Source organism: Pseudoalteromonas sp. NZS11_1, from assembly GCF_015864275.1.
In the GTDB taxonomy this organism is placed as follows: Bacteria; Pseudomonadota; Gammaproteobacteria; order Enterobacterales; family Alteromonadaceae; genus Pseudoalteromonas; species Pseudoalteromonas arctica.
In genome coordinates, this window is sequence record NZ_JADYXK010000029.1 from 43,838 (window position 1) to 50,417 (window position 6,580).

The following is a 6,580-nucleotide window of genomic DNA, read 5'->3' on the forward strand; positions in this document are numbered from 1 at the left end:
CTTAAACCATCATATTTTTAAAAAATATTACACGCTAAAAGGTAAAGCCTTTGCATTTGCAAAGGCTTTTGTTTTAACTGCTAACTTTTACCAAATCATTTCTACAAATTCAGGGTGGTCGATATACGGGTTACGATTACCTTGAAATTCAAACGCTGCTTGGTTACGGTCAAGTTCCATTTGGCTCACAGGATCGCTGTTATGCCAGTTAAGCAGCATGGCTACAACCCAGTTCTCGAATACTTGATTGCTTGAACCATTAAGTACCGCATTACTTGAGGTCGTTTTGGTTTGCCAAGTGCCTATTACATTTTCGTAGCGCGTTGCCATGTAAAAATAAGCGCGAGCAAAGTCACCTTTAAATTCGTCAATTGGCTCAAATACAGTACCTGAGTAATTTAATGAACTTGCGGCAGAACCTAATTTACTTCCGTTAGTTGATGTAAATGAAGCGCTTGCTACTTCACCAAATGGGAAATTACTACGTTTTGAGTTTACATAACCGTCGGTTGCGTAAATATGATGCACATCTGAGTTCATTGGCTCAATATTGCCGCCAAACCAGCTTTTAGGGAATGAATGCTCACGGTTGTAACAGCCGCCTTCTCCACTATAGTTACCACATTGATCGCTCACAGCAGTATAATTGTAGCTATCTGAACCGTTTGGTTTTTCGCTATACATATCTAAAATGCTGTTATCGTTTTCAAAGTATTTATCACGTGCTGATGAGTCGTAAAAATTCCAAATAGCCGAGTAACCCTGTGCATTATGATCTTTAATAATATTATAAAGCTCAGTTTTTAGTGAATAACCCGATAGCCCTTGAGCTGTAACATAGTAGCCAGTGGGTGTTGGGTTGCTCCCGCCGCCATCACCAGAGCCACTGCCTAAAGTAAATGCCGTGCTGTCTGTATTATTAAAACTTGCACCGCTAGCAAGTGTGGTAGAGCCTTGCTTAAGCGCATAACTGCCATTACCTGTTGAACAACACATGCCATCGCCGTAGCTGTCGTTAATAACAAGTGTGTAAGTTCCATCAGTTAGGCATATTTGCTCATCATATTGTGTGTTTGATGCGTAACCACTGCCGTTAGCAACAGCACTACCTTGATTGTTATTAACGGCCCAGCTAGTTTCGCTACCGTAATTATCGGTACTAAGCGTTAAGGTAAGGCTATTGTCGGTACAGCTTGTTGATGCGCTGCCATCAGCGTTTGGTAAAAAGTTATCTACGTATACGGTTTCGCTGCCATCAAATCCACTTACATCGTAAAACCTTAGGCCAACACTAATTGTTTTATTACTGCTTGCTGGATAGCTATGGCTAACTGTTTGCCATTGGTTAGTTTGTGCTTGATTTGAATAGCCTTGATAACCATCTACATACAAGCGAGCTTTAATTTTACCTTCGGTGTGGTAAACATCAGCCGAAAAGTTATAGGTTTTACCTGATTTTACAGCAACTTGTTGTAGTAAATCAGTGTTACTTTGCGATCCTGTTGTTACATTTACAGCAGCAGAGCTACTACCACTTTTAATTGTATTGGTTGAGCGCGTTAAGCTGATTCCGCTATCAATAGTGCTCCAAGAACTAGGTGTATTGCCAGTCCATTGTTCAAAGCCGCCATTAGCTACATTGGCCATTACAGGTAATGAGCCAAGTAACAATGCGGTACTAAGTAGTTTATTTTTATATTTCCCGTGTAACATAGTTGTTCCTATTTTTATTTTGAATGAGGAATATACCCTACATTAGTTAGGTTGCAAAATTGTTAATTTAAAGTGCTGCAAAAGGCAATAATCGTCCTTTAATCTGTTTTTGAAGGTATTTTTATAAATTAATAACTAAATGGAATATCAAAGCAGATTCTATTCTTTTTTTATCTATGCAGAGCCCGTTATCCTACATACTTAGAAAACCTCAACAGATACGCTCTGGATGAGGTAAAACTCATTTTTAACAATACACAAAGTGTGTTGTGTTTAATTTTCAGGGTTATGGGGAATCGATTCATGTTGTTAGGTCAACTAAATGCTGCGGCAAGCCCGCTATCGCAAGATCAAGTACAAAAGCTGCAAGGTTTAGTGGCTGAACTTAATCCAATTCAACAAGCATGGGTAAGTGGTTACTTAGCTGCAAATGCTAATTCGGCTGCGTTAGGTGCACCTACGGCAGGCGTACCGGCTGCGGGTGATGCAGCAGCGCTAACTATTCTATATGGTTCGCAAACAGGTAACGCAAAAGGTGTAGCTACCAAAATGAAAGAGCAGGCTGAATCGCGAGGCTTAGCCGTTAAGCTTGTTAGCATGTCAGATTACAAACCAACAGCCCTGAAAAAAGAAAAGTTTTTAACTATCGTTGTATCTACTTACGGCGAAGGTGAGCCACCAGAAGACGCAGAAACACTCTACGAATTTTTAGCCACTAAAAAAGCGCCAAAACTAGACGATGTAAAAATAGCGGTTATTGGCTTAGGTGATTCTAGCTATGAGTTTTTCTGCCAAACAGCAAAAGATTTTGAAGAGCGTTTAAATAAACTCGGTGCGCAAACCATATATCAACGTGCTGATTTAGATGTAGATTACGAAGATGAAGCTGCAACATGGATTGCCGGTGCAGTTGATGCATTCGAACCTGATTTAAAAGCGCAGCAAGAAGCCGCTGGTGGTCAAGTTGTATCAATGCCATTTGGCGCTCCAACCTCTGCAGCAAGCCAATATACAAAACAAAATCCATTTGAAGCAGAGCTATTAACAGTTCAAAAAATTACCGGTCGCGACTCAACTAAAGATGTACGCCACGTTGAAATTTCGCTTGAAGGTTCAGACATTACTTACACACCAGGTGATTCGTTAGGTGTGTACTTTTTAAATGACGATGTACTAGTTGATGAAGTACTTACACTTACTCAAATAGATGCAACAAGCATTGTAAAAGTAGGTGATGAAGAGCTAAGCGTACGTGATGCACTTATTGAAAAACTAGAGCTGACTCAGTCATACCCAGGTTTTGTAGAAAAATACGCAATAGCAACTGGTACGCCTGAATTATTAAAGCTTGTAGAAGATAAAGCCGCAATGCGTGCGTATATTGAACCTCGCCAAATATTTGATGTGATTCGCCAAAACCCTGCAAAAATTGATGCGCAAACATTAGTAGATTGCCTACGTAAACTACAAGCTCGTTTGTACTCAATTGCATCTAGCCAAGCTGAGGTTGAAGACGAAGTACATTTAACACTAGGTCTAGTGCAGTTTGATGCATTTGATAGCGAGCATTTAGGTGGCTGTACTGGTTACTTAACTCGTCGTGCAGAAGAAGGTTGTAAAGTTAAAGTATTTAGCGAACACAACGACAATTTCCGCCTACCCACTAACGATGATACACCGGTGATTATGGTAGGCCCAGGTACGGGTATTGCGCCGTTCCGTGCATTTTTACAAGAGCGTGATTCGCGTGAAGCGCAAGGCAAAAACTGGTTGTTTTTTGGTAACCCACATTTCACTCAAGACTTTTTATACCAAGTAGAAATACAGGGTTATTTAAAATCGGGTTTACTTAACAAAGTAGATGTTGCATTTAGCCGCGACCAAGCAGAAAAAGTATACGTACAAGATAAGTTACGCAGTAACAGTAAAGACGTGTTTGAATGGTTAGAAGCTGGCGCTCACTTTTATATTTGTGGCGATGCAAATCGCATGGCAAAAGATGTACACAACGCCTTGCTTGATATTGTTAAAGAAAACACAGGCAAGAGCAATGAAGACGCAGAGCAATATTTAAAAGATTTGCGTAGCGCAAACCGCTATCAGAAAGACGTGTATTAATCACGTTTCTTATTTTATTTAACAGCTAGCAGCCGTCACTGTAACAAATTTAGGATTTAAAATGAGCGAACAAGATAAAAACGTAAAACTTTCTGATAACGAACGTTTGAAAAGAGAAAGTAACTTTTTACGTGGCACCATAGAAAAAGATTTAACAGACGAAATTACCGGTGGCTTTACAGCCGATAACTTTCAGCTAATTCGTTTTCACGGTATGTACCAACAAGATGACCGCGATATACGTGGTGAGCGCGCTAAGCAAAAGCTAGAGCCGCTACATAATGTAATGTTACGTGCACGTATGCCTGGCGGTATTATTAAGCCAGAGCAGTGGTTAGCAATCGACAAGTTTGCAGATGACAAAACAAGCTACGGCAGCATTCGTTTAACAACGCGTCAAACGTTTCAGTTTCATGGAGTGTTAAAGCCTAATATTAAAGGCATGCACCAAATGCTTGATAGCGTAGGTATAGACTCTATTGCTACAGCGGGTGACGTTAACCGTAATGTGCTTTGTACCACTAATCCCGTTGAGTCTGAGCTACATCAAGAAGCTTACGACTGGGCTGCAAAAATTTCTGAACATTTATTACCAAAAACGAAAGCGTATGCCGAAATTTGGTTAAATGGCGAAAAAGCAGAAACCACAGAAGAGCCAATTTTAGGATCTAATTACTTACCGCGTAAGTTTAAAACCACGGTGACTATTCCACCTAACAACGAAGTTGATGTACACGCTAACGATTTAAACTTTGTGGCAATTGCTGATAACGGCAAACTTGTTGGTTTTAACGTATTAGTGGGCGGTGGCCTTGCCATGACGCACGGCGATACAGCAACTTATCCGCGTAAGGCTGATGACTTTGGCTTTATTACGCTAGAAGATACCTTAAAAATTGCAGAGCATGTTGTATCTGTGCAGCGCGATTGGGGTAATCGTTCAAACCGTAAAAATGCAAAAACTAAATACACATTAGACCGTGTAGGCGTTGATGTATTTAAAGCCGAAGTAGAAAAACGCTCAGGCGTTACGTTTGCACCAAGCCGTCCGTTTGAGTTTACTCATCGTGGCGACCGCATTGGTTGGGTTGAAGGCATTGATGGTAAGCACCACTTAACGCTATTTATTCAAAGTGGTCGTATTTTAGACTACCCAGGCAAACCGCTTAAAACTGGTTGTCGTAAAATTGCAGAAGTTCACCAAGGTGACATGCGTATGACGGCAAACCAAAACTTAATTATTGCTGGCGTACCTGCAGATCAAAAAGCCGTGATTGAAGAAATTGCTCGTAGCCATGGCCTGATTGATGACACAGATTCGCAGCAGCGTAAAAATTCTATGGCGTGTGTTTCACTGCCAACGTGCCCGCTTGCAATGGCCGAAGCAGAGCGTTACTTACCAAGCCTAGTAGAAAAAACTGAAGCATTACTTGCTAAGCACGGTATACCCGATGACAGCATTATTATGCGCGTTGTAGGTTGCCCGAACGGCTGTGGCCGCGCAATGCTTGCAGAAGCAGGTTTAGTAGGTAAAGGCCCAGGTAAGTACAACGTTTACTTAGGTGGTAATTTAGAAGGCACACGTATTCCTAAATTGTACCTTGAGAACGTAGGCGAAGACGTTTACCTAGAAGCATTCGATAAGCTCATTGGCCAATGGGCAAGCGAGCGCAATGACGGTGAGTGTTTTGGTGACTTTGTTATACGCAAAGGCATTGTTGCTGAAGTAAAAGTATCAGTAACCGATTTTCACGCTTAATTAAATACCAGCGCTTTGCCGCTGGTGAGGTTTGGAATTTACCATGAGTGAATTTAAAAACATTTTACAGCTAGATAAACAAAGCCAAACGGCTATGTTAGCTGATGCTAATGGTTTACTAGCGAATATGAGCGCAGAACAGCGTGTTGCATGGGCGCTTGATAACTTGCCTAATACGGCTTTTTTATCATCTAGCTTTGGTATTCAAGCGGCAGTAATGCTGCATTTAATGACCTCACAACGTCCAGATATTCCCGTTGTATTAACCGATACAGGCTATTTGTTTCCTGAAACGTATCAGTTTATTGAGCAAATGAGTGAGCGTTTATCACTTAACTTAAAGGTGTATAGAGCGCCGCTTAGCCCAGCATGGCAAGAGGCTAAATTTGGTAAACTATGGGAGAAAGGCGAAGACGGCATTAAGCAATATAATCAGCTTAATAAAGTAGAGCCGATGACCCGTGCGTTAAAAGAAATAGAAGCGGGCACGTGGTTTAGTGGTTTGCGCCGCGATCAATCATCTACACGTGCTGATAAACAGTTTGTAGAAATTAGCCGTGGTACCGTTAAAGTGTACCCGATTATTGAATGGTCTAACCGCGACGTGTATCAGTATCTTACTAAGCACGATTTACCTTACCACCCATTATGGGAGCAAGGTTATGTGTCTATGGGAGACGTACATACAACACGTAAGTTAGAACCAGGAATGACAGAGGAAGAAACTCGCTTTTTTGGTTTAAACCGAGAATGCGGACTACACATGGATGGTGACGGTATTTAACGCGACTACGGTGTAGTTAAATTGCAAATAAAAACGCAGCTTCGGCTGTAATGCCGATCATTTAAGAATTAGTTAATAGCACTTCAACGATCTTCTAGGTATGTAAGAATCCGAATTCTTTTGTAGAATTCGGATTTTTTTATGCAACTTTCTAATGCTCTCGATATTATTAACAACATCAAACCTAATGACGTTGAAACACTCGC

The 6,580-nt window shown here is 41.0% G+C and carries 4 protein-coding genes; 3 read left to right on the top strand and 1 reads right to left on the bottom strand.

Annotated features, from left to right (window positions below; translation table 11 throughout):
- Positions 1 to 87: 87 nt before the first annotated feature.
- Positions 88 to 1,713 (bottom strand): endonuclease, encoded by a 1,626-nt coding sequence (locus I6F44_RS16825; RefSeq protein ID WP_197174230.1) that lies wholly within the window; start codon positions 1,711 to 1,713, stop codon positions 88 to 90.
- 303 nt (positions 1,714 to 2,016) lie between these two features.
- On the opposite strand from I6F44_RS16825, the gene I6F44_RS16830 reads away from it, so the two are divergent.
- The 3 genes from I6F44_RS16830 (at position 2,017) to I6F44_RS16840 (ending at position 6,374) form a co-directional block, all read left to right on the top strand.
- On the top strand, positions 2,017 to 3,831 hold the full coding sequence (locus tag I6F44_RS16830) for an assimilatory sulfite reductase (NADPH) flavoprotein subunit (RefSeq protein WP_197174231.1): 1,815 nt from the start codon (positions 2,017 to 2,019) through the stop codon (positions 3,829 to 3,831).
- A gap of 61 nt (positions 3,832 to 3,892) precedes the next feature.
- Complete coding sequence (gene cysI / locus I6F44_RS16835) at positions 3,893 to 5,590, top strand: assimilatory sulfite reductase (NADPH) hemoprotein subunit (protein WP_007582193.1); 1,698 nt, start codon at positions 3,893 to 3,895, stop codon at positions 5,588 to 5,590.
- Positions 5,591 to 5,633: 43 nt separating this feature from the next.
- Entirely contained in the window at positions 5,634 to 6,374 is a 741-nt protein-coding gene (locus I6F44_RS16840) for a phosphoadenylyl-sulfate reductase (protein ID WP_007582191.1), read from the top strand.
- Positions 6,375 to 6,580: the final 206 nt, after the last annotated feature.

Coding starts and splice junctions, on each gene's coding strand:
- I6F44_RS16840 (WP_007582191.1), top strand. CDS start 5,634: ATGAGTGAATTTAAAAACATTTTACAGCTAGATAAACAAAGCCAAACG.
- I6F44_RS16830 (WP_197174231.1), top strand. CDS start 2,017: ATGTTGTTAGGTCAACTAAATGCTGCGGCAAGCCCGCTATCGCAAGAT.
- I6F44_RS16825 (WP_197174230.1), bottom strand. CDS start 1,713: ATGTTACACGGGAAATATAAAAATAAACTACTTAGTACCGCATTGTTA.
- cysI (WP_007582193.1), top strand. CDS start 3,893: ATGAGCGAACAAGATAAAAACGTAAAACTTTCTGATAACGAACGTTTG.